This is a genomic window from Saccharopolyspora pogona (assembly GCF_014697215.1).
GTDB classification, from domain to species: domain Bacteria; phylum Actinomycetota; class Actinomycetes; order Mycobacteriales; family Pseudonocardiaceae; genus Saccharopolyspora; species Saccharopolyspora hattusasensis.
In genome coordinates this window covers 1,710,226-1,730,136 of sequence record NZ_CP031142.1, presented here as the reverse complement: position 1 = coordinate 1,730,136, position 19,911 = coordinate 1,710,226, and the positions used below count along the sequence as shown (strand labels likewise).

Below are 19,911 nucleotides of genomic sequence, written 5' to 3'. Positions count from 1 at the left end.
CCGGGCCGGTCAGGGGCGCGGGGCGAACAGCACCCGTGGTTCCAGGTCCAGCCGCGTGGTCGGTGTCGGGGCAAGGTCGAGCACAAGATCGCCCATCACGCCGCGTACGTGGTCGACGACCACGGCGGGGACATCAGCGAGCTTCGCGAAGTACCCCAGCCGCTGATAGCACTTCAACCGGACCAACAATGCCAGCAGATGCGGCTCGTTCTGCGTCTTGCCACGAGCCCACGCAATCTCATCCGACGTCGGCGTGAACGCCTCGGCCAGCTCCCGTACCACCGCACACTTCAAGCGCGGGTACGCCGTGCGATCGATCGACGCCCCACCGAAGCGGCGCAGCGTGGTCACCATCTCCGACCTCGTGCCGTTGCTGGTCGACCGGGACATCCACCTGTCGGTGTCTCAAGTCCACCGGCTGGCCACCGGAACCCCCGAGCGGTTGTCGCTGCCGGTTCTCGCTGCGTTGTGCGACATCTTCAACTGCACCCCGGCCGACCTGATCGCGACCAAGGCCCAGAACGCCGCGGTCCGCAAGACCGCCACCGATGACGGCGTAGTCAACCTCAACCGGATGCGCAACCCCCGCGCCGGAGTGAACTGGATCAGCCGCCCGCACGTCCACACGATGCTGCGCGCCCTGGCCGACCCGAGCCTCCCGGTCACGCACGAGACCCTGGACAGCATGACGCCCTGGCGATCAGTGGCCTACCTGCGGGATCTGCTGATGCTGCACGGCGTTCTTCCGCACGTTGACCGGCATCTGATGCTGTTCCAGCGGTGGCTGCGGGACACCTTGGACGGCATCGGCGAGCGCGAGCCCCGCCAGCTCGTCGAGCGGTTCGCCACCTGGCACGTCCTCCACCGGCTCCGCCGGTTCGCCGACCGCGGCCCGGTCACCGAGAAGCAGACCCAGCAGGCCCGGGCCGAGATCCGCCAGGCCATCGCGTTCCTGGCCTGGCTACGCGAACGCGGCCTACTACTCGCAGCCTGTCGGCAAGCCGAGGTCGACGCCTGGTACGCCGGCGCCTACACCGCCCGGCGGCTCACCCATGCCTTCCTGCGCTGGGCGATGCGCAACAAGCTGCTTGTCCGCGTGACGATCCCGCACCAGGACACCCGCAACCCAACCTCACTCAGCCAACACGACCGCATCGCCCTGATCCGGCGATTGGTCACCGACGAGGACATCCCGCTGCTGGCCCGCGTCCTGCGCTTGACCGTCGACGAGGTCCTCCACGAAAACGGTGAGGTCAGCATCCGGCTCGGCGAACCACCCACACCGGTCCCGGAGCCCTTCGCCGGGCTGCTACAACAGCACATCCAGCAGCGGCTCAATCTCACGACCGCTACCAATCTCGACGCAAGCTGGCTGTTCCCAGGTCGGCGCGGCGGCCAACCGATGACCGCCGACACGGTCGAACGCCGCCTCCGCCGACATGGCATTCGCACGCTCACCGGCCGCACGGCGGCGCTCCGGCAGCTTGTCCTCGAAGCACCCGCGCCGGTGGTCGCCAGGATGCTCGGCTACACCCTCGACAACCCCGCCCGGCTCGCCACCGAGGACCGTGGCGAGCCGGGCCCGCTACGCCCCGATGACCACTCCCGGTGACGCAGGACGACGAACACGCGACAGTTGAATCCGCGAGGTCACCAACTCCCCACCCCCACTACGTCCTTGATGAAATTCTCGGGAATGCGACAGACATTCCCGTCACTGAACATGGGGCGTGAGACTGGCGGAGTCACGTATTCAACTGTCGCCAATTCCTGCTACTCCTTGAGCGCCGCGCTGCGCGGCGGGGGCGTTCTGCTGGCTGTGTCGACCAGCAGCGACGCGGTGGCGTGCCCGAACTTCATTCCAGTCCGCGCATCCACCGGTGCAGGTCGTCTGTGGTGATGCCTTCGCGCCAGATCGGCAGCTCGATCATCTGCATCCAGTCGCTGCTGACCTGGCTGTCGTCGCTGAGGCTGGCGAACGCACGGAAACGCTGCGGCAGCCGATGCGTCGACCGGCAAAGGCGGAGCACGGCGCTGCGCAGCATGTTCTGGTGGATCAGCCGGATCTCCTGGTCCTCGGTACGGTGCATGAGCTCTGGCTCGAGGAACACAGCAGACGGGAGATCGTCGAACCCGAACTCAAGACCGGCAGCGCGCAGGTGAAGTGGCGCATGATCACGCACCTCGATACCAAGGTAGGTGATCGAGACGGCCTCTTCGAACTTGACCTTCTGGTACTCGGCCAACGGCAACATCACGGCCTCGGAGCGGTTGCCGCGGCCGCAGAGGAGTCGAACGCTCGTGTCGCGTCGGTGGCTGGTGAGGGCATCCAAGGTAGTGGCCAGGTCTGTGATCTGCTGGCGAAGGGCGATCACGAGTTCATCGGTCACCGGCGTGCCAGCTTCTGCGATCTGCTTCTCCTTCCATGCCTCCAACGTCTTGATTTAGAAGTCATCTGGGTGGTCATCAACCAGGCGATGGTGCTTGCGGCACAGCAGCAGCAGGTTCTCGAGCTCGCGAACTCGGTCATAGCCTTCGACGTAGCGTGGGCCGTCATCACGGCCTGAGCGAATATGGGCGACGTCAACGTTGATTTTCAGCAGACCGTCATACTGATAGATCAGTGGCTCGGGGCACGACGAGAAACCACCGTGGGTAGCGCTGCCGAACAGTAGGCGCTTCGTCCGTTCGGTCGGCTCGGTTTCGCGTACAGCCATACCCTTGGATTCTCCAGTCCGCACCGACCTCGATCTGGCCCGGCTGGGAAACCGAAGCCCGGTTCGGTTTCCCAGCCGGCGCAGTCAGCGGCGGATCGGGCAACCGCTGCCGACGACCCCGATGATGACGATTAGTACTGCAACGGCACTCGCTTGATTCACCGCGAACGCCGGCCGCACGGGCAGACGCGTCCGGGCATGCGCTGCGCCGGGCGAGTAAAATTCCCCGCGCTGATGCGGACCAGGGGGAAGACAATGACACGTGACTCCGAGACTCGGGCCCGGATAGAGGAGCACTGGAAGGCATCCGAGCTCGGGGACACGGACAGTGAGCACGCGATCTACGCTGCCGACGCGATCTTGGACTACCCCCAGTCCGGGGAGCGCTTCCGAGGCCGCTCAAGGATCCAAGAGCAACGTGGGGGGCATCCGGCCGAGCGCCATTTCACCGTCATCCGAATCCTGGGCGGTAGCGACCTCTGGGTTAGCGAGTGCGTGATCACCTATGACGGCGTACCCACCAACACGGTGAGCATCATGGAGTTCGCCGACGGTCTCGTGACGCACGAGACACAGTACTTCGCCGACCCTTTCCAGGCGCCTTCCTCGCGAGCGTCGCTAGCTGAGCCGATCCCGGGCCGCGCCGATCGATGAACCGCGAGCCGTACTGCGGTCACGGCGGTGCCGCTCCCTGGAATCTGGTTGTGCCCGAAGCGTCGATGGCAGTCGCGGATTTCCGAATCAAACAGGTGCCGTGGCAGTATTAGCTGTTCCTGAGCCGTGTGTGATCTCCGGACGCGTAACGCTTCCAGGTGGCTCCGGCTTCGGCGGCCATGCGTTCGGCGGTGTTGGGGGTGGTAGCCGAGCATTCCGGCGATGACCGGGGCGGGCGCTTGGAGGACGAGCTCGCGGATCGCTGCGCTGCGGCCGTCGAGATTGGGCAGGCCGAGGTTGCGCAGCCGAAGCCGCAGCGAGGTGGTGTGCATCGGTTGTCCGGTGCGGCGGCCGGGGAAAAGGAACGGGTTGGTAACGCCGCCGCCGGTGTTCAGGTTCAGCCGGTTGTCGAGGTAGCGAGTCAGCACATCGGCGAAGGGCTGCGGGACCGGGGTAGGTGGGTCCCCAAGCCGCAGCAGCACCTGGTCGCTGTCGAGGATGACGTCGTCGGTGGTCAGCCGTGCGATCCGGATCAGCGGCTGGGCGTAGAGCAGGATCAGCAGTGCGAGCACGCGGTCGGCGTCGGGAATGGCCTCGTCGGTGAGCGCGCGGCGGATGTGGGCCAGGCGCTGGTGCTGGCTTAGCGGCGCGGCGGCTGAGGGCTGCGTGGTTGGCAGGTGCAGGCGCGGAAGTTCGCGTTGCTGACGGCACCAGAGCAGGAACGTTCGCGAGTCTTTCCGGTCGCTCGCCCCGGCGGTGAACCAGCGGTCGATGTCGGTTTGGGTGCACTCGTCGAGCCGTCGCCCGTGCGCGGCGAGGTCGTCGAGGAACAGCGCAGCGAGCCGCAGCAGGCGGCGGGCGTTGTTGGCGCGGTAGGAGTTGATCGGCTGTTTGCGGGCGGTCTGGCGCAGTCGTCGCAGCACGTGCCAGGTGGCGAACCGCTCCAGCAGCCTGCGGTGCTCGGGGCCGCTTATCGTCGCCAGCCAGCCGGGGAGCCACTGTTCGAATAGCAGCAGGAATCGGTCGACGGGTGGGAGAACGCCGCAGTCGATGAGTAGGTCGCGCACGTAGATGACCGATCTCCACGGGCGCAGCCTGCTCAGCCCCTCGTGGGTGAGCGGGACTTCGCCGCGGGCCAGAGCGGATAGCACCGAGGCCGGGGCTTCGCGGCGCAGCCAGGTCAGTCGGCTGGCGGGCCAGCTCATGGTGTGGATCAGGTGGAACAGCGGTTCCAGCTCACTGCGCACTGTTCCGCTGCCGTCGTCGAGCAGTTCGGTCAGGCGGTCGGCGAGCACGTATCGCGCGCAGGCGTCGGCGCGGTAGCGCGGTCCTTCCTTTCCGCAGCGGCGACAGGTGAAATCGCCGAGGCCGCCGGCGCAGTCGGTGCAGACCGGGCTGTTGTCGGAGGCGCGGCGGCCCGGCAGGAGCCGGTCGGTTCCGCAGTCGGCGCAGCGGCCGTAGGTGTTGACCGCCTGGTCGTAGCAGGCGACGCAGATCGCGCCGTCGGGCCAGTATTTGCGTACCGGTATCCGGGGATCACGCAGTTTCAGCTTGGCGTATTGACTGCATACAGCCCGGCGGCAGCGGGCGCAGACCAGCTCGTGATCGTCGTGCGCTGCGGTCATTCAGCCGGGGTGATCCGGGCGCGCTTGGGACGCAGCTCCGCGACGTTCGGCGGCACCGGGGCGTCGTCGGTGGCGGTTTTGCGGATGCCGACGTTGGCGGCGTCGGTGCGGATCAACTCGCCGGGCTCGGTGGCGAAGATGTCGCACAACGCCGACAGCACCTTCAACGACAACCGCTCCGGTGTGCCGGTCACCAGCCGGTGCACCTGCGAGACCGACAGGTGGATGCCGCGCTCACGCAGCGGCTCCACGAGATCGGTCGTGGCATACATGCCGTGCTCGGCCATGATCTCCCGCAGCCGCCACGTGTAGCTGACCTCGCGCTTCTTCATCGTCACGCTCCCTTTCCTGGTCCCAGCGCCTCGTCGATCGTCGCGTCCAGCGCCCGCCGCAGCGTGCGGGTCCGGTAGTCCGAGGACACGCAGGTGTAGATCGACGTCGTGCTGGCGTGGTCATGGCCGACTTGTTCCTGCACGAACCGCGCGTCGTAGCCGTCCTCGATCAGGTGCGTGACGTAGGCCCTCCGCAGCGAGTGGAAATCCAGCGCGGGGTCCATCCCGAGCGCGTCGCGGTACGCGGCTAGCCGCCGGTTGAGCTGCTTGTTGGCGATCCGCGGGGCGCGCTCGGAGGGCCATAGCGCCGGGTTGTTGTCCTCGCCGAGCAGCGGGCGCACCCACGCCTCCGGCGGTGAGTCCCGTATGGACGACGCCGAGTTATCGCTGGCGGCCGTGCTGGTCGCCGAAGCCACCAACGTCGGCTACAAACCCGTGGCCCGGCCCCGGCACCGGGCGCTGAACCGGCCGCGGCTGTCGCATGTCGAGCAGAACTACGTGCGCGCTGAGACCCTGCGGGCCGCCAACGCCCGGCTGATCGAGGCCCAGGCCGATATTCCCCTGGCTCAGCTCTGGGGCGGTGGCATGGTCGCCTCGGTGGACGGGCTGCGGTTCGTCGTCCCTGTGAACACCGTCTATGCCCGGATCCACCGAGTTGGTTTTGGCGTGGGTTGTTGATCAAGGTCTTGGGGGTGTTGATCGATAATGCTGGTGGTGGGTGTGCGGAGTCCGCCGGCCTGGTGGTCCGGCTTATCCACTGTGGTCTCCGGTCGGCGCCCGTAGGCGGGTGTGGTCAGGGGCAGGCCCCGGCTGGCGGGGGGTGGGTTGCGGTGAACAGGCTGGTGAAGGCCTGTTTCCAGTGCCAGTCGGCCGGGAGGTGCAGCACGATGCGGCGGGCGGAGCGGGCGATACGGGCCGGGATCGTGATGAGGTGCCGCCGCAGGGTGGTGGTGCGGGCTTTGGCGTGGAACTGCGACGCGAGACTGCCTGCGGCACGCATCAGGTTGTGGGTCAGCGCGGCCAGGGACAGCCAGGCGCCGTTGGCGGCGAGCTGCCCGGAGGGCAGGTGGGCCGCGGCGGAGTCGTTGAGGTCGGCGAAGACTTGCTCGATCGTCCCGGCGCGGCCGCGGTGCTCGGCCTCGGCGGTGAGCAGCTCGTGCGGGGAGTCGGTGAAGATCGCGTGATAAAGCCAGACCGGGAACAACTCGCCGGTGGCATCGGTGGTGGTGATCCGGGTGCGGCGCACGATCAGCCGGGCGGTGACCGCACGGCCGGGATTCTGGGTGACGTTGGTGAACGCCTCCAGTGTCGTTTCGGCGATCTCGCCCTCATAGATCCACTGCTTGGCGCGGTCGTCGAAGACCGGCCGGTTGAAACGCACGGTCTGCCATGTGTTCTCGTCGATCCCGGCGATCGCGGCCTTCACAGTCGCGGTGTGTTTGGCGGTGACCGAGAAATACGCCCCGGCTTTGCGGATCGCGGCGATGACCGGGCCGGTGAAAAACGCCGAATCACCCCGCACCACGATCGTCCCCGTCGCACCACACGCCCGGGCCGTCTTGATCGCCGAGGTGATCAGTGACGCCGCGCCGCGGGCGGAATTGGCGTTACCACCCCGCATCCGGGTCGCCGCCACCACCGGCGCCGTACCGGGGGTGGAGATCGTGGCCATCAGATAGTTCAGGCCCCGCACCTTCGTATACCCATACGCCGAGCCCTGCTTCCCCGCCCCGTAGACCTCTTTGATCTTCGAGTCGATATCGACGAACACCAGCTCATCGGCCCCCGGCAACAACCCGCACCGCCCGGCCAGGCGTTCCAGCACGATCCGGCCCAGCTTCTCCAGCTGCGCCACATGCCCATAGGTGAACCCACGCAGAAACGTGCCCAGCGTCGACGGCGCCCGGATCCCGTCGAACAACCGCGACATGCCACCGTGGCGGATCACACCCAGATCCTCGAACGAGTCCGCACCACAGGCCATCCCCGCCACGATCGAGGACACCTTCACACCCGGATTCGCCCCCGCCGACCCCACATCCGGCGACAATTTCACCGTCTGCTCAGCCAGATCAGCCACCTGCTCGGCCAGCCGCAACACCGGCACCAATCCCGCACACGACACGAGATTCGGATCATCGAACCTCACCGACACCGCGCCGACACTATGCGATGCTTGCATCCAGCAGATGCCCTCTCATCCAGGAACCGATTGTCTCTCTCGCAAAGAACAATCATCCCAGGCCAGAGGGCATCTGCCCCACCACGACACGACCCCCGCCTGCACAAACTTTCACCACAACACCGGTGGATCCGGGCTATGGCACCACAATCCGCGCTATTTCGGCCGCCGCAGAGGTGCAACCTGGCTCAACTCGATCAACGGCCAGGTCGCCGGATCGGCGCGACCGTCGTGCCGGGGACGCAGCGGGACTCGCTGTATCAGCTGGACGTGATGCTCAACCCTGACCACGGGCGCCGCCCGGAGCTGGTCACCTCGGATACCGCTGGGTATTCGGACATGGTCTTTGGGTTGTACCGGATCTGCGGGATGCAGTACGCCCCGCGGCTGGCAGGACTGGCCGACACCCGGTTCTGGCGCATCGATCCGGCCGCGGACTACGGCGCCGCGAACGACCTGGCCCGGCACCGGATCCGGTTAGGCCGGATCACTCCACATTGGCCGGAGATGCTGCGCATCGCCGGGTCGTTGGTCACCGGCACGGTGCGGGCCTACGACCTCATCCGCGCCCTGGGCCGCGACGGCAACCCAACCCCGCTGGGGCAGGCGTTCGCCGAGTACGGGCGGATCTCCAAGCCCCTGCATCTGCTGGCCGTGTGCGACCCGGACGACGACAGCTACCAGCGGTCGCTGAACGCGCAGCTCAACATCACCGAGTCACGGCACCGGCTGGCTCGCAAGATCTGTTTTGGCTGGCGCGGCGAACTGCGGCAGGCATACCAGCAGGGGATGGAGGACCAGCTCGGCGCGCTGGGCCTGGTGCTCGACGCCGTGGTGCTGTGGAATTCCACGTATCTCAACGCTGCCGTCGAGCAGCTGCGCGCCCAGGGCTACCCGGTCAACGACACCGACGCCGCCCGCTTGTCCCCGCTGATCGATTCCCATCTGAATGTCCATGGTGCCTACACCGTTCACCAGCCGCAATCGGCCGGGCTGCGCCCGCTGCGCGACCCGGCCGACGTCACCGAGCCAGACGAATAGGAGCCCCATGGCCCGACTCAAGATGCTGTGCCAGGCGCACGAGCACGGGGAATCGACGTTCGGCAACAGCCTCGCCGATACCCCGTATCTGGCCGCTGCGCGATGCGACGTGCTGCCGAACGCCCTGCACAGAGACGACCACATCAGCGTGTTGTCGAGGAGACCGGCCGGACGGTGAGGCGCTGCGCCAGCCAGCAGGGCAGCTCTGCGATGGGGGCGTCGGTGTCGCTGCGGTAGCGGCGGCTGACTTTGACGGGTTGAAGTGACGTCGTTTGTTGGTCGATTCCGATATCAGTTGCCCGGTGGAGGCGTGATCATCGTTCGTTGACACCGCTAGTAGGTGTCGGTACGTGTGACGAGCCGCGAGCAAGCGATAGGCGTTGGGGGCTGATCAGGCCGCGGGACGCATCATCGAGTTCCACCACAGTCACGCCCGGCGTGCTCTGTGCACTCGCGAGTTCAGCGTCGCGGACGCGTCGCCGATGCGGATGGCGCTGGTATAGGAGGGCACTGACGGTTCCCTGTAAGGGCGGTGTTTTTCGGGCCTCGCGTCGGTGCGGGCAGCAGCAATGGCGCAGCTACCTGCGCGAATACAGCGGACTGCACTTGCGCACGGCAAGCGACGCCGACGAGGGTTTGTCGTCGCCTGGTGCTAGGACTACGGGGATTCGTCCCCGATTCGATTAGGTGTTGCTGATGCGTCCTCCGCTTCCTTTACCTCCCGGCGACGGTGAGTCCCGTGTGCCCGGGATCCTGCTGGTGCGCACCGACAGCGACGACGACGTCTGGGAAGACGTGCTCTGGCGCATGGGCGAGCTCCCCGGCATGCACCGGTCCGATCAAGGGGACGCGGCCGAGGCGGTGGCGCGGGAGTCGATCTCCCGGCGCCTGATCGTGGCGGAGGATCCCGCGTGGCGGGGCGCCACCTCCGAGGATGTCTCCGCGGCCCTGGACCGGCCCGGGATCTGGGTGCCCGACCTGGTGGTGCTGACCGACGACCGCACCGTGCGCAATGCGGATTGGCGCCCGCTGCTGGCCTTCTGCGGCAGCGACGGCGATGCCTTCTGGATCACTCCGCGTCAGGCGGCCATGACCTACCTGGTGCTGCACCGTCCGAACCTGGACTTGACCATCAACGAGTTCGCGGAGACGGCTCCCGCCGAGCTCGAGTGGGAGCTTGAGGAGGACGAGGAGGAGTGGGAGCCCGACGACGAGGAGGACCTCGACGAGCCCGTGGGCGTTGAACTGGAGTCGCTGAAGGCCCCGCCCCGCTACACTCGGCCGGCCCGCGAGCTGCCTCCGCTCATCCAACAGGCCGATCTGCTCGTGCGCACCGATTTCACCGACGACGCGGCCTGGACCTCCCTGGTCGAGCGAGTGTGCCGCCCGGGCCGGGGCCACAACGACGTGATCGATGACTTCGGCGACTACGTCGACTTCGTGGACGATCCGGCCTTTGCCGGCGCCACGCCGGAGCAGGTGATGGCGCAGGTCCGCGACAGCGACACGGAAGAGGAAGAGATGGTCTCCGACGTCGTGCTGATCGCCGACGCCACCACGATGCGCGATCCCGGCCAGCGCGTCCTCGTGGTCCCTCTGGCGGACCAGCCCGGGTTCGCCTTCCGGGTGGACCCCGAGGTCGTGGGGACCATGGTGGCCAACCTGGCGATAGGAAACCAGGACATCGGCGACTGGCGGAACGACGAAGCGTAGCCCGCCGAAGGAGAGCCGTGCCACCGGGACGTCGGTTGGTGAGCGGTGAGACCGCCTCTTCGGGGCGCGGCGGGCTGTGCTCGGGCAGGTCCAGCCGACTCCCCACCACGGACTCCGGCGTGGTGCACGCCCTGGTGCACCACGGTGGCGAAGGGGCCAGGTCGGGCGATGCCGCTGCGGGGTTACCCGCGGACCGGGTCCCACCTTGGCCCCAAGGGCACCGGCCCTGCGGGTCATCGACGCACGCCACCACGACTACCTGACGCGGGCCTTCGCCGCAGCGCACGAGCCCCGCCGCGTCGCGGTCGCCCACGCCGTGGTCAGCGGAGAGTTCCGCCCCATCGGCCCCGACACCGCGGTGTGGGCGTTGCTGGCGTTGGTCAGTCGGCCAATCGACGCCCCGGCCCGACCGGCCGCCCGAAATCCAGGTCTGCGCTAGACCCAGCAACCCACACCGCCGACCACCGCTCGCCCGGCCAACCAGTCCAGTGCCCCACATCCGACGGCCGGAAAACGAACCTTTCTCAACATGATCAACAGCAGGGCGGCTCACGGGGTGGAACCGACCTGAACGTGTCGCCCTGATCAGGACCCTTTGTCATACGGTCGGCTAGCCACCGCGATCATGAAAGGTGACGCCGATGACCGACACGGCGGCCGAACTCGTCCTCGACGGCGACCCGCTCGATGCCATCGGCGGCGGAGCGCGTGCCGGCTACGCCCGGGTATCCACCGCCGACCAGAACCTGCGCCGCCAGGTCGACGCCCTCGCCCACGCCGGGTGCATCCGAGTCTTCGAAGAGAAGCTGTCCGGCAAGAACGCCGAACGCCCCGAGCTGTGGGCCTGCGTGGAGCTCTCCCACCTCGGCCGCAGCCTCGCCGACCTGCTCTCCCTCGTCAGCGGGCTACGCAAGCGCGGCATCGGGTTCACCTCGCTGCACGAAAACCTCGACACCACCACCCCCGGCGGCAGGCTCGTCTTCCACGTCTTCGCCGCCCTGGCCGAGTTCATCCGCGAACTCATCGTCGACGGCACCCGCGAGGGCCTGGCCGTCGCCCGCGCCAACGGCGTCCGCCTCGGCCGACCACCAGAACAACTCCGCCTCCACCGCAGGACGACCTGGTCGCCCGCCGGCGTGCCCGGACTGTGACTGCTGCACCCAGCGCCTGTGCATCATCGCGCGAAAACAAGGCGTGCCCTGCCGCCAACCACTCGAAGCCGACGACCGCGGCTGTCCGTGTACCGAACGGGAAACCCAGCGGTACTACGGGTACCGGCTGACTGGCAGGTGAATGGCTCTCACTGACACTCGACACCAGGGCTCGGCCGTTATCGCCCCGCATCCGGGACCTGGGCAAGATCACCCTCTACCGCGCCGGGGCGGGCGAGGGCGGTGTCGAAGAGCCGGTGGAGGTCGTGCGGTGCAACGAGAACGAGAACTGCATTCGCCGGGCACGGGACAGTGCCGAAGGCACGGCCGCGCTGCTTATCGTCGAAGACGTCGCCGGGAAGGCCGTTAACGATGGGCGCCTAGAGGCGACGGTGCCGACGATGCCGATGCTGTAGAGGACTATGCGACGAGTTCCGCCTGGGTCGGCCGAAGTGCGGCTAACCGAGCCCACCGAGTGAGCTCAGTCAGCGACGCCGGTGCGCTCGCGCAGATGCAACCACCACCCGTAAGACGGCGGCCACATCCCCCACCCAGGGTCGACACCGAGCGCCTGCGCCGCGTGCACGGCCCAGTGCGGATCGGTGAGCGCCTCGCGGCCGATGGCGACCAGGTCGGACTGGTTGGCTTCCAGGATGGCCTCGGCCTGCGGACCGTCGAGGATGACGCCGACCGCCATCGTCGGGATACCGGTCGCGTTCCTGATCGTCTCCGCATACGGCACCTGGTGGCCGCGTCGCATCTTCTTCCTCTTCTTCGCGAAATCCAGCAGCGAGTTCTCCGCTCGGATGCCGCCGGACGAGCAGTCGATCAGGTCGATCCCGCGGCCGTGCAACTCGCGTGCGAGGACGCAGCTGTCGTCGATGCTCCAGCCGTCGTTCCTGTCGTCGAGGTCGCTGCGCCAGTCCACGCAGGAGATCCGGAAGAAGATCGGCTTCTCGGTCGGCCACACCGACCGTACGGCTTCGGCGATCTCAAGCGCCAGCCGCATCCGCCCGTCGCGGTCACCGCCGTATTCGTCAGTCCTGTGGTTCGCCACGGGGGAGAGGAAGGAGTGGATGAGGTATCCGTGCGCCGCGTGGATGTCCAGCACGTCGAAGCCGGCCGCGTCGACCCGCTGGGCGGCGTCCGCATACTTGGTCACCAGCTCTCTGATCTCGGCGACCGTCATGGCCCGCGGCTGGTGCCAGCCTTCGATGGTACGGCTATCACTCGAGCTTACCGGCTGCCACGGCGGCTCGCCCCGTGCCGCTTCCGCTTCGCCCAACGGGCCGAGCCCCTCCCACGGGCGCTGGCGCGCAGACTTCGGACCCGCGTGGTGCAGCTGCGCTGCGGCCACCGTCCCTTGCTGGTGCAGGAAGTCGGCGATTCGCCGCAACGGCGGGACGTGGTCGTCGGACCAGATGCCGCAGTCTCCGTAAGTGTTCCGCCCGATGGGATCGACGATGAGCCCCTCCGTCATGACGGTTCCCGCGCCGCCGATCGCGTACTTTGCCAGGTGCTGGAAATGCCAGTCGGTCGCCAGGCCGTCGGGACCTGTCTTGTACATCTGCATCGGGGCGATGACTATCCGGTTCGGGAACGTCACGCCGCGCAGTGTGAACGGGCTGAAGAGCAACGATCGACCATCCATCACACTCAAGGGGGACTCCATCGCGACAGTTGAGACTCGGCCGAGGAATAGCGTGCACTATAGTGAATAATTCCGCAACATATTGATGCTGCCGACCCTGAAGGGTGTCTCTTGAGTCCGACGACATCGACGTCCGTCCCGAATAGTCGCGAGGCGGAACTAGCACTGGCCGACGCCGCGGTGCTGGGCCAACTGCTGCGCGATGCGCGGCGCGACCGCGGGCTGTCGCTGAAGGCGTTCGCCGCGCAGTCGGGCATAAGCGAGGGCCTGCTCAGCAAGTTCGAACGCGGCAGTGGCAACCCGTCTTTGCTCACCTTGCAGAAGATCGCCGCGGCGCTCGGCATCAGGCTCAGCGACCTGTTTCACCAGGTGCCGTCGGCGGGCCACGACCGGGGCGAGGCCGAGCACAGTGAATTGCGCCCGGACCAGTGCGCCGTCGTGCGACCCGACGACCGCAAGCGACTAGTGATTCCCTACGAGGGCCTCGTCTACGAGCTGCTCTCCCCCGATCTGCAGCGCGGCCTGGCGATGCTGTACTGCGAGATACCCGTGGGCTTCGAAGGCAGCGCCCGGCCGTTCCAACACAAGGGCGAGGACACCGTGCACGTACTCACCGGCAGGTTCGAGGTACACGTCGCCCACGCGTCGCACGTTCTCGAGCCGGGTGACACCGTCACATTCCAGTCATCGCTCCCGCACTGGTGGAAGAACATCGGCGACGTTCCGGCGACCGTGATCTGCGTCAACTCACCGCCCTCGTTCTGAACGTTCCGTCGACGCGACCACGTCGCGGTCGGCGGCCAGGAACGTCACCGGCAGGCAGGTGTCGTCGGTCAGCGCGAGGTCCGCAGCGGCGTCGCCGATGGCCGGCGAGATCTTGAAGCCGTGTCCAGAGAACGCCGCGAGGAACACCACGTTCGGCAGCCCGGGGAGCCGGCCGCCGAGCGGGTGCCGGTCGGCTTGCAGCTCGTGGTGTCGATCATCGGAGAGGACGCTCATGGTCGAGCCTGACCGCACCTACTGCGGCATTCAGCACGGCCCGGAAAGCAGCGCGGACGAGTGGGAGGAGGCTCGCGTCCTCGTGGAGCGGCCCGGGTTCGGGCTTGCGCATCCGTGCGGCGTAGGCGGAGTCGGCCGCCGTCTCCACCCCGGCCGGGGGCAGATCGAGCTCGTTGATCAGGGCCTCGACGCGGTCGAACAGCTCGTTGGAGTCCGGCTCGCCACCGCGTTCGCCAGCCGCATCGACCAGGTGTCCGCCAGCCCGGAGACCATCATGGCCACGACCTGCAGGCACCTAAGCGCGTCGTCCGTCCTCTGCGACGCCCAGCGATAACCGGCGAGTATGGTCAGCCAGCCGGACCACTGCCACCGGCCAGGATCAACGAACGCCACATCGGGCGGAGTCAGGGGCGGATTTCGCCCGATCTTTCCCCAGTACAGCGGCGACCCCGTGCACGGCCGGATAGCCGAAGCCCAACCCGGTCAGCGCACCCGGCCGCAGGTTTTCCACCAGCACATCGGTGGTGCCCAACAAGGATTCCAGCAGCGGCTTGCCCTCGGGGGTCTTCAAATCCAGCGCCACCGACCGCTTGTTGCGGTTCAGCCGCACGAACGGGGAGCTGTGGCCGTCCAGGAAGGGGCCGGTCTGGCGCACCGGATCACCACCGGCAAGGTTTTCGGCTTTGATGACCTCGGCGCCGAGGTCGGCCAGCTGCATCGTCGCGAACGGCGCGGCCATGAACGTGCCGATCTCCACCACGTGCACTCCGTGCAACGGGGACTGGGATCGGGGATCTGGGGGAGAAGTGATGCGCGGCTCAAGAAATCAGGCGGAAACCGGATACCGTGATCGGCATCACCGGACCTTTGTCTACAGCAGACAGAAGGAAGCTGACAAGCTCGTCCATCGAGGTTGCTCCAAGCGGACCAGCGCCCGGCCGCTGAAGCAAAACCGCTCCGGCACCGGGCCCTGCAAGGAGGGACTGCAGTTGCAGGTGATGCTGTCCATGGCGCTCAACCGCCGCGCCCGCCGGGACCAGGAGAGCCTCGCCGGCGACGTGGCGCGCCACCAGCGGCTGCTGACCATCATCGAGGCCGGTGACCCCGAGGCCGTGCTCGTCGGACTCACCGAGCACGGCGACCGCACCTTCCTCGACGGCATCGAGACCAAAGTGGACGGACATACCGAGGTGGCGCTGCAGTGGCTGCGGCGGCAACGGGATACGCACGGTGAAAAACAGGAGGACAAGTGAGTTCACGGCTCCCGGTCACGCTGACCATCGACGGGATCACCCCGCAGGTCGACGCGAATGCCTTCGTCGCGCCCGGCGCCGCGCTCATCGGCCGCGTGCGGCTTTCCGCCGGTGCCAGCGTCTGGTACAACGCCGTGCTGCGCGGCGATCAGGAGAACATCAGCGTCGGCACCGGCAGCAACATCCAGGACGGCTGCGTCGTGCACGCCGACCCCGGCTTCCCGGCCGAGATCCGCGCCGGCGTCACCGTCGGCCACAAAGCCATGCTGCACGGCTGCACCGTCGAGGACAACTGCCTGATCGGGATGGGCGCGGTCGTGCTCAACGGAGCACGCATAGGCGCCGGTTCCCTCATCGCCGCCGGTGCGGTGGTGCTGGAGGGCACCGAGATCCCGCCGGGCTCGATGGTGGCCGGCACCCCAGGCAAGGTCCGCCGCGAACTGACCGCCGAGGAGCAGGCCGGTCTGAAGCTCTCCGCCGAGCACTACATCGCCCTGGCCGCCAAACACCGCGAAGCCCTGAGCTGACATCGCCAAGCGGGCCACTGGAGATCCGGTGACCCGCGCAGGCCGCGCTTGCCCTTCCGGTTAGGCGTCGGCCCCGTCGGCGGGAATAGCCGGCTTCACCGGGGACTTCTCGACGAGCCGACGGGAGAGGGTGTGACCCGAGGTCAGGTGCTGCGCCGGAGACAGCGGCCGCGCCACGGTCGCACCGGCCGGGCGCGGCGACGTGGCCGGTGTGCCGAGGGCGGTCCGCACGCTCCAGAGCACGGTGCCGTCCGGGGCGCGCAGTTCGAGGCCGTCGTCGCGTACGGCAAGCACACTGCCCGGATTGCCCGCCGTGTCGGTGGACCATACGACACGGGCCTGGTCGTCGTAGATGACGAGGTCGCCGTCGGCCTGCAGCACGCAACGGGCGGTCCCGTGCCCTTGAGTGCCGGCGGACCACACTGCTCCCCGTCCCTCGTTGTTGTAAAGCACGAGGTTTCCATCGTTTTGGTGGACGAGCGTGCAGCTCCCGGACGGAGAGGTGAGAGCCTGCTGGCGCAGCGCCTGCCCGGCCCGCATCTCGTGCCCCTGCGCCACCTCACTCAGCGCGTAGCCGGCCCCATCAGCTGAGGGCGGCTCATCGTCTCCCTTGTCCTCGCCGTCCTCGTCGTCGGTCAGGACGAAGAAGTCGGTGAGGTAGCAGGCCACCTCACCGTCGGCGGTACGTCCGACCCAGGTCGGGTAGTCCCCGTCCCCGTCGCCGGAAGAGAACGCCACCAGCAGCGGCCTGCCCTCGTCATCAGTCAGCGTCCCGGGCGCGGTGTCGTCGGACTCCGTGACGTTGCGAGCCGTCATCAACCGGTCGTAGTAGCCGTCGTCGTGGTCCTCGCGCAGCGGCGCGATGTTCGCCGCGTCGACGAAGCCGCCGGTGCCGCCGTCGACCGGGTAGCCGAAGAACTCGTCGTCGCCCAGTTCGGAGACGTCCTGGCCTTCGCACACGGCCATCTCCCAGGAGACGACGGGCTCGTCCCGGATCACCAGCCGGGCCGCCGCGATCATCTCGTGCGCAGGCAGGTAGCTCCGCTTGGCGAACATGGCGATCACCAGCACCAGCGGGTACTGGCCCGGCGGCACCTGCTGGACAAACCCGCCATCGGAATCGTCAAACCCGAACGGCTCCCCGGCGACAACCCGCCCCGATGGCAGCCAGAGCGAGGTGTCCTGCCGCAGCCGGACGGTGGCGACATCGCCGCGGGACAGCGTGTGACGCGTTCCAGCAGCGAAGAGCCGTTCGAAGTCGGGGGCGGGCCCTGGCACAAGCGCTCCTTCGGGGAGTTCCTTCACTAACCCGGTTGCCGGAAACGGACATCTTTTGGCAACACCTGGTGAGGCGACCTTAGCCACCGACCCATTCCCGGCTCGCCACCATCCACCGATGAATGTCCCGGCAGACCCGAGCAGACGGTCCGGAAGGGCAGCGGTGTGACGTGGCATCCGGAATCCGGATCTCTCCCGGAAAAAGAGCAACAGTGCTTACATAAGTGCTGTTACAGTCCGTGGGGTGACGGCTCAGGGTTCTGACCCGACCGAGGAAGAAAGCGTCTGGCAACCGCTTCGCCGGCTGCTGGGCGACATGGACGACGAGATCGGCCGACTGTACCGGCAGCGGGGCCTGGACAGCATCCGCCCGAGGTTCGTCATGCCCCTGATCCGCCTCGGCCGCCGCGGCGCCTTGACCATCCGGGAACTCGCCGACACCCTGGAAGTGACCCATTCCGCGATGAGCCAGACCGTGAGCGCCATGCGCCGCGAAGGCCTGGTGCGCAGCGTTGCGGGTGCGGATGCGCGAACCCGCCAGGTGACGCTCACCAAACGCGCCCACACGCTGCTTCCGCTGCTGGAAGCGGAGTGGCGGGCCACCGAACGGGCCGTCCGCGAGCTGGAAGGCGAACTGCCGCACCCGCTGAGCGCGGTGGTCCGGGATCTGGAGGCGGCCCTGGCGCGGCGTTCGTTCCACGACCGGATCGCCGACCACCTCACGTCGCAGGAACGGTCCTCGTGAACCTGGCGGACCGGCTGCTAGACACCCGGCCGCTGCGCTCCAGCGCCGTTTTCCGCCGCCTGTGGGCGGGAAATGCCCTCTCCGTCCTGGGCGGGCAGCTCACGGTGGTCGCGGTGCTATTCCAGATGTGGGAGCCGACCCGGCAGTCCCGTCGCGGTGGGCGCGATCGGCCTCGTCCAAGCCGCCGCGATGGTCCTCTTCGGACTGCTCGGTGGCGCGTTGGCTGACGCCGTGGACCGCCGACGCCTGGTGCTGTTCACGACCGTCATCCAGCTGCTGTCCGCCGGACTGCTCGCCGTGCACGCCGCCTCCGGCGCCGCCTCGATGTGGGGGCTGCTCGCGCTCACGGCGCTGCAGACAGCGGGCGGCGGGCTGGGCGCGCCCGCCCGCAAGACATTCGTGGTGCGCCTGCTGCCCGCCGACCAGGTCGGCGCGGGCATTGCCTTGACCAACCTCGCCTTCCAAGCGGCCATGCTGATCGGCCCCGCCATCGCGGGCGTGGTGGTGGCCCAGTCGGGCGTGGGTGCTACCTGCTCGACGCGCTGACTTTCGCCGCCGCGCTCTACGGCGTGCTGCGGCTGCCCGCCATGCGGCCGCAGGGCCAGACCGCCCGTCCCGGGGCCCGAGCGATCTGGGAAGGCCGGCGATTCATCATCAGCAAACCCCTGCTGCACGGGGCGTTGCTCAGCGACGTCCTCGCGACCGTGACGGCCATGCCGATGGCACTGTTCCCGCTGATCAACGCGGAGCGCTTCGGTGGGCGCCCGGAAACCCTGGGCCTGCTCTTCTCCGCGGTCGCCGTCGGCGGCCTCGCGGTGGGCGCCGCCTCCGGGTTGGTGACCCGCGCCCGGCGGCCGGGCGCGGTCATGCTGGCCGCGGTGGGAGCGTGGGGCCTGACACTGGCCGGATTCGGTCTGGCGCAACCGCTGTGGCTGGCGCTGACCTGCCCGGCCGCGGCGGGCGCGGCCGACACCACCTCGGTGATCACGCGCGGGGCGATCGTGCAGCTGGCGACGCCGGACACCCACCGTGGTCGGGTCAGCGCCGTGGATCACATCGTCGGCGTCGCCGGCCCCGAGCTGGGCAACTTCCGGGGCGGGCAGGTCGCCGGAGCGACATCGGCGGCGTTCGCGGCCTTCTCCGGCGGAGTGCTCTGCGTCGTCGGCATCGTGGTGCTCGCGCTGACGAACACGTCCCTTCGCCGGTTCGAGACCGCCGCCCCGGAGCTGCCCGGCCGACAACCAGGCCGGTAGCGGGAAAGCGCTACGGCGTCGCGGGTTTGGCCCCCACCACGACCGTGGCATCCAGTTCCTCACAACTGGCCACCCGCGGTACCAGCCCGGCGTAGGAGAAGAGCTCCGCAGTGTACGGTGCCTGGCGGCGGCTGGTCTCGATCAGCAGGTGCCCGCCCGGCGCGAGCCACTGCGGCGCCGCGGTCGCCACCCGGCGTTGGACGTCCAGCCCATCGGCACCGCCGTCCAGCGCCACCTGCGGTTCATGCAGCCGCGCTTCCGGTGGCATCAGATCGACCTCGCCGGAAGGCACGTAGGGGGCGTTGACCACCAGGACCCCGACGCGGCCCCGCAACGCCACCGGAAGCGGCGTGTAGAGGTCACCTCCGAATACCTCACCGGCACCGGCGAGGTTGCGGCGCGCGCAGCGCACCGCAACGGGATCGACGTCGGCGGCGTACAACTCCACCTGCTGCCCGGCGGCAAGGGCGGCACCGACCGCACCCGAGCCGCAGCACAGGTCGACCACGACCGAATGCGGCCGGGCCAGAGCAGCGGCCTGCCGGACGAGGAACTCGGTGCGGCGGCGAGGCACGAACACCCCGGGCGTTACGGCGATGTGCAGACCGCAGAACTCCGCCCAGCCCAGCACCTGCTCCAGCGGCAGACCATCGACACGACGCTGCAGCATCTCGGCCAGCTCACCCGGGCCGGCGGCGGCAGACAGCAGCAACCGCGCCTCGTCCTCAGCGAACACGCAACCAGCGGCACGCAGGCTGGTCACGACGGCCGGATACAACGATGACGGGAA

General features: G+C 68.2%; 24 protein-coding genes and 1 pseudogene. 13 read left to right on the top strand and 12 right to left on the bottom strand.

Going from position 1 to position 19,911, the window contains the following annotated elements; all coding sequences use genetic code 11:
- Positions 1 to 9: 9 nt before the first annotated feature.
- Complete coding sequence (locus DL519_RS07680) at positions 10 to 354, bottom strand: DUF4158 domain-containing protein (RefSeq protein WP_223838544.1); 345 nt, start codon at positions 352 to 354, stop codon at positions 10 to 12.
- On the opposite strand from DL519_RS07680, the gene DL519_RS07675 reads away from it, so the two are divergent.
- The gene (locus tag DL519_RS07675) at positions 344 to 1,612 is read left to right on the top strand and encodes a helix-turn-helix domain-containing protein (RefSeq protein ID WP_190813528.1); all 1,269 of its coding nucleotides are present in this window, start codon (positions 344 to 346) and stop codon (positions 1,610 to 1,612) included. The genes DL519_RS07680 and DL519_RS07675 overlap by 11 nt on opposite strands.
- A 244-nt stretch (positions 1,613 to 1,856) precedes the next feature.
- Here the strand turns inward: DL519_RS07675 and DL519_RS07670 are convergent, their stop codons facing one another.
- From DL519_RS07670 to DL519_RS07645, 5 genes are all read right to left on the bottom strand, one after another.
- The gene (locus DL519_RS07670) at positions 1,857 to 2,390 is read right to left on the bottom strand and encodes a hypothetical protein (RefSeq protein WP_190813526.1); all 534 of its coding nucleotides are present in this window, start codon (positions 2,388 to 2,390) and stop codon (positions 1,857 to 1,859) included.
- A gap of 54 nt (positions 2,391 to 2,444) precedes the next feature.
- A complete protein-coding gene (locus DL519_RS07665) occupies positions 2,445 to 2,717 on the bottom strand; it encodes an HNH endonuclease (RefSeq protein ID WP_190813524.1) in 273 nt (90 codons plus the stop codon).
- Positions 2,718 to 3,220: 503 nt separating this feature from the next.
- Complete coding sequence (locus DL519_RS48475) at positions 3,221 to 4,996, bottom strand: hypothetical protein (RefSeq protein WP_263399597.1); 1,776 nt, start codon at positions 4,994 to 4,996, stop codon at positions 3,221 to 3,223.
- A complete protein-coding gene (locus DL519_RS07650; protein WP_190813520.1) occupies positions 4,993 to 5,328 on the bottom strand; it encodes a helix-turn-helix domain-containing protein in 336 nt (111 codons plus the stop codon). The genes DL519_RS48475 and DL519_RS07650 overlap by 4 nt, the downstream gene beginning before the upstream one ends.
- A gap of 2 nt (positions 5,329 to 5,330) precedes the next feature.
- Positions 5,331 to 5,669, bottom strand: a complete 339-nt coding sequence (locus DL519_RS07645; RefSeq protein ID WP_223838542.1) for a tyrosine-type recombinase/integrase — start codon at positions 5,667 to 5,669, stop codon at positions 5,331 to 5,333.
- A gap of 25 nt (positions 5,670 to 5,694) precedes the next feature.
- Between DL519_RS07645 and DL519_RS07640 the strand changes: the two genes are divergently transcribed.
- Positions 5,695 to 6,006, top strand: a complete 312-nt coding sequence (locus tag DL519_RS07640; protein WP_190813518.1) for a Tn3 family transposase — start codon at positions 5,695 to 5,697, stop codon at positions 6,004 to 6,006.
- 115 nt (positions 6,007 to 6,121) lie between these two features.
- Here DL519_RS07640 and DL519_RS07635 read toward each other — a convergent pair whose 3' ends face one another.
- A complete protein-coding gene (locus tag DL519_RS07635; protein WP_190813516.1) occupies positions 6,122 to 7,510 on the bottom strand; it encodes an IS1380 family transposase in 1,389 nt (462 codons plus the stop codon).
- Positions 7,511 to 7,741: 231 nt separating this feature from the next.
- Between DL519_RS07635 and DL519_RS07630 the strand changes: the two genes are divergently transcribed.
- The 5 genes from DL519_RS07630 to DL519_RS07610 all read left to right on the top strand — a co-directional run bounded on the left by DL519_RS07630 (position 7,742) and on the right by DL519_RS07610 (position 11,415).
- Positions 7,742 to 8,551: a Tn3 family transposase gene (locus DL519_RS07630; protein WP_190813514.1), complete on the top strand. Its 810-nt coding sequence runs from the start codon at positions 7,742 to 7,744 to the stop codon at positions 8,549 to 8,551.
- Positions 8,552 to 8,558: 7 nt separating this feature from the next.
- Entirely contained in the window at positions 8,559 to 8,729 is a 171-nt protein-coding gene (locus DL519_RS07625) for a hypothetical protein (RefSeq protein WP_190813506.1), read from the top strand.
- A 518-nt stretch (positions 8,730 to 9,247) separates the two neighbouring features.
- Positions 9,248 to 10,264 (top strand): DUF6924 domain-containing protein, encoded by a 1,017-nt coding sequence (locus DL519_RS07620; RefSeq protein ID WP_190813504.1) that lies wholly within the window; start codon positions 9,248 to 9,250, stop codon positions 10,262 to 10,264.
- Positions 10,265 to 10,469: 205 nt separating this feature from the next.
- Positions 10,470 to 10,703, top strand: coding sequence for a hypothetical protein (locus DL519_RS07615; protein WP_190813502.1), 234 nt, complete (start codon positions 10,470 to 10,472; stop codon positions 10,701 to 10,703).
- A gap of 202 nt (positions 10,704 to 10,905) precedes the next feature.
- Positions 10,906 to 11,415 carry a recombinase family protein gene (locus DL519_RS07610; RefSeq protein WP_190813500.1) on the top strand — a complete coding sequence of 170 codons (510 nt, stop codon included), beginning with the start codon at positions 10,906 to 10,908 and terminating at the stop codon, positions 11,413 to 11,415.
- A gap of 481 nt (positions 11,416 to 11,896) precedes the next feature.
- On the opposite strand, the gene DL519_RS07605 is transcribed toward DL519_RS07610, so the two are convergent.
- A complete protein-coding gene (locus tag DL519_RS07605) occupies positions 11,897 to 13,066 on the bottom strand; it encodes an NADH:flavin oxidoreductase/NADH oxidase (protein ID WP_190823826.1) in 1,170 nt (389 codons plus the stop codon).
- A 111-nt stretch (positions 13,067 to 13,177) separates the two neighbouring features.
- On the opposite strand from DL519_RS07605, the gene DL519_RS07600 reads away from it, so the two are divergent.
- The gene (locus DL519_RS07600; protein WP_190813498.1) at positions 13,178 to 13,831 is read left to right on the top strand and encodes a helix-turn-helix domain-containing protein; all 654 of its coding nucleotides are present in this window, start codon (positions 13,178 to 13,180) and stop codon (positions 13,829 to 13,831) included.
- Here the strand turns inward: DL519_RS07600 and DL519_RS45865 are convergent.
- On the bottom strand, positions 13,814 to 14,065 hold the full coding sequence (locus DL519_RS45865; RefSeq protein ID WP_223838540.1) for a hypothetical protein: 252 nt from the start codon (positions 14,063 to 14,065) through the stop codon (positions 13,814 to 13,816). The two genes, DL519_RS07600 and DL519_RS45865, sit on opposite strands and share 18 nt — an antisense overlap.
- Between DL519_RS45865 and DL519_RS07590 the strand changes: the two genes are divergently transcribed.
- A complete protein-coding gene (locus tag DL519_RS07590; RefSeq protein ID WP_190813497.1) occupies positions 14,064 to 14,399 on the top strand; it encodes a hypothetical protein in 336 nt (111 codons plus the stop codon). The genes DL519_RS45865 and DL519_RS07590 overlap by 2 nt on opposite strands.
- 45 nt (positions 14,400 to 14,444) lie before the next feature.
- Here the strand turns inward: DL519_RS07590 and DL519_RS07585 are convergent, their stop codons facing one another.
- Positions 14,445 to 14,831 carry a CoA transferase gene (locus DL519_RS07585; protein WP_263399798.1) on the bottom strand — a complete coding sequence of 129 codons (387 nt, stop codon included), beginning with the start codon at positions 14,829 to 14,831 and terminating at the stop codon, positions 14,445 to 14,447.
- Positions 14,832 to 14,871: 40 nt separating this feature from the next.
- Between DL519_RS07585 and DL519_RS07580 the strand changes: the two genes are divergently transcribed.
- Both DL519_RS07580 and DL519_RS07575 read left to right on the top strand, forming a co-directional pair.
- Positions 14,872 to 15,318, top strand: a complete 447-nt coding sequence (locus tag DL519_RS07580) for a hypothetical protein (RefSeq protein WP_190813495.1) — start codon at positions 14,872 to 14,874, stop codon at positions 15,316 to 15,318.
- Positions 15,315 to 15,845 carry a gamma carbonic anhydrase family protein gene (locus tag DL519_RS07575; protein WP_190813493.1) on the top strand — a complete coding sequence of 177 codons (531 nt, stop codon included), beginning with the start codon at positions 15,315 to 15,317 and terminating at the stop codon, positions 15,843 to 15,845. The genes DL519_RS07580 and DL519_RS07575 overlap by 4 nt, the downstream gene beginning before the upstream one ends.
- A gap of 60 nt (positions 15,846 to 15,905) precedes the next feature.
- Here the strand turns inward: DL519_RS07575 and DL519_RS07570 are convergent, their stop codons facing one another.
- Entirely contained in the window at positions 15,906 to 17,123 is a 1,218-nt protein-coding gene (locus tag DL519_RS07570) for a DUF4241 domain-containing protein (protein ID WP_190813492.1), read from the bottom strand.
- Between the two features lie 316 nt (positions 17,124 to 17,439).
- On the opposite strand from DL519_RS07570, the gene DL519_RS07565 reads away from it, so the two are divergent.
- Both DL519_RS07565 and DL519_RS07560 read left to right on the top strand, forming a co-directional pair.
- Positions 17,440 to 17,868, top strand: coding sequence for a MarR family transcriptional regulator (locus DL519_RS07565; RefSeq protein ID WP_190813490.1), 429 nt, complete (start codon positions 17,440 to 17,442; stop codon positions 17,866 to 17,868).
- Between the two features lie 72 nt (positions 17,869 to 17,940).
- Positions 17,941 to 19,121: pseudogene (locus tag DL519_RS07560) on the top strand (MFS transporter).
- A 10-nt stretch (positions 19,122 to 19,131) separates the two neighbouring features.
- Here DL519_RS07560 and DL519_RS07555 read toward each other — a convergent pair.
- A complete protein-coding gene (locus DL519_RS07555) occupies positions 19,132 to 19,884 on the bottom strand; it encodes a putative protein N(5)-glutamine methyltransferase (protein WP_263399596.1) in 753 nt (250 codons plus the stop codon).
- Positions 19,885 to 19,911: the final 27 nt, after the last annotated feature.

Excerpts from the sequence above, each read along its gene's own strand:
- DL519_RS07635 (WP_190813516.1), bottom strand. The coding sequence starts at position 7,510 with ATGCAAGCATCGCATAGTGTCGGCGCGGTGTCGGTGAGGTTCGATGAT.
- DL519_RS07650 (WP_190813520.1), bottom strand. The coding sequence starts at position 5,328 with ATGAAGAAGCGCGAGGTCAGCTACACGTGGCGGCTGCGGGAGATCATG.
- DL519_RS07610 (WP_190813500.1), top strand. The coding sequence starts at position 10,906 with ATGACCGACACGGCGGCCGAACTCGTCCTCGACGGCGACCCGCTCGAT.
- DL519_RS07620 (WP_190813504.1), top strand. The coding sequence starts at position 9,248 with ATGCGTCCTCCGCTTCCTTTACCTCCCGGCGACGGTGAGTCCCGTGTG.
- DL519_RS45865 (WP_223838540.1), bottom strand. The coding sequence starts at position 14,065 with ATGAGCGTCCTCTCCGATGATCGACACCACGAGCTGCAAGCCGACCGG.
- DL519_RS48475 (WP_263399597.1), bottom strand. The coding sequence starts at position 4,996 with ATGACCGCAGCGCACGACGATCACGAGCTGGTCTGCGCCCGCTGCCGC.
- DL519_RS07665 (WP_190813524.1), bottom strand. The coding sequence starts at position 2,717 with ATGGCTGTACGCGAAACCGAGCCGACCGAACGGACGAAGCGCCTACTG.
- DL519_RS07565 (WP_190813490.1), top strand. The coding sequence starts at position 17,440 with ATGGACGACGAGATCGGCCGACTGTACCGGCAGCGGGGCCTGGACAGC.
- DL519_RS07590 (WP_190813497.1), top strand. The coding sequence starts at position 14,064 with ATGGTCGAGCCTGACCGCACCTACTGCGGCATTCAGCACGGCCCGGAA.
- DL519_RS07680 (WP_223838544.1), bottom strand. The coding sequence starts at position 354 with ATGGTGACCACGCTGCGCCGCTTCGGTGGGGCGTCGATCGATCGCACG.
- DL519_RS07625 (WP_190813506.1), top strand. The coding sequence starts at position 8,559 with ATGGCCCGACTCAAGATGCTGTGCCAGGCGCACGAGCACGGGGAATCG.
- DL519_RS07640 (WP_190813518.1), top strand. The coding sequence starts at position 5,695 with ATGGACGACGCCGAGTTATCGCTGGCGGCCGTGCTGGTCGCCGAAGCC.
- DL519_RS07605 (WP_190823826.1), bottom strand. The coding sequence starts at position 13,066 with ATGGATGGTCGATCGTTGCTCTTCAGCCCGTTCACACTGCGCGGCGTG.